1 protein-coding gene and 1 pseudogene are annotated in these 839 nt (G+C 44.2%); both read left to right on the top strand.

The window, feature by feature from the left end:
• Window positions 1-183: pseudogene (locus CIK04_RS33625) on the top strand (GGDEF domain-containing protein); the annotation flags it as partial.
• The coding region (locus tag CIK04_RS23915; RefSeq protein ID WP_325205761.1) for a diguanylate cyclase at window positions 180-839 on the top strand (660 nt) is incomplete at its 3' end. The pseudogene CIK04_RS33625 and the gene CIK04_RS23915, both read left to right, overlap by 4 nt.

Genomic DNA, 839 nt, shown 5'->3' with positions numbered 1-839 from the left:
TTTAAAAATGCGATGCAAACGCATACGGAAGTTAGAACAAAAATTGGTGTTGTCTCTTCTCTAACTCGGCGGCCATCGCGTTGTAGTGTCAATAACCATGAGATTGCTGAAGAGGTGATTGACTCTTTGCTGCTGCATGATGAAATCAATGCTGTACGTCTTGAAAGTTTAGATGGGCGGTGACGTTTGACAAAATCAAACCGGGGCAGTTTGAAAAAGACATGTGGCTGCACGCGAATCAATACCCTTTACTCTCACCAGTGGATGCCAAACCATTGGGGATTCTGTATGTGCACGACAATCATTTGGTGATTCAACGTAAAACTCTCGACAAAGTGCTTTACCAGATTTGTTTGTTTGCTGCAGTTTTGATGACGTTTGTGGTCATTGCGTTGGTGGTAAAACGCATCATCGGTAAGCCATTGAGAGCACTCTCTATTGCGGTGTCTCGTGCCACTCCTGGGCAGGTGAAAACCGTTGAAGTGGATGATATTAATCGCAATAACGAAATTGGTTTGGTGGCCAATAGCATCAACACCTTTATTGAAAACTCGCACCAGGCACTGATCCGAGAGAAAGAGCTACGCTCTCAGATTGAACGTTGGGAAATCTACTACCGTGGTATGGCGGAGCAAGATACCTTAACCGGTCTCAAAACCGTTTGGGTTGTGAAAATACTTTCACACATGAAACACAGTGAGGCTTATTTGTCACTGTTACTCATTGATTTGGATGGTTTTAAAGCCGTCAATGACAGCCATGGGCATGCAGTGGGTGATGCCGTGTTATCCACCATTGCGAATCGTTACCTTCATCTGACCCAAGAGCATTTTAATCAA

It is taken from the genome of Vibrio sp. 03_296 (assembly GCF_002265885.1).
Note: the sequence above shows the minus strand (reverse complement) of the source record. Positions and strands in the feature narration are given on the sequence as shown.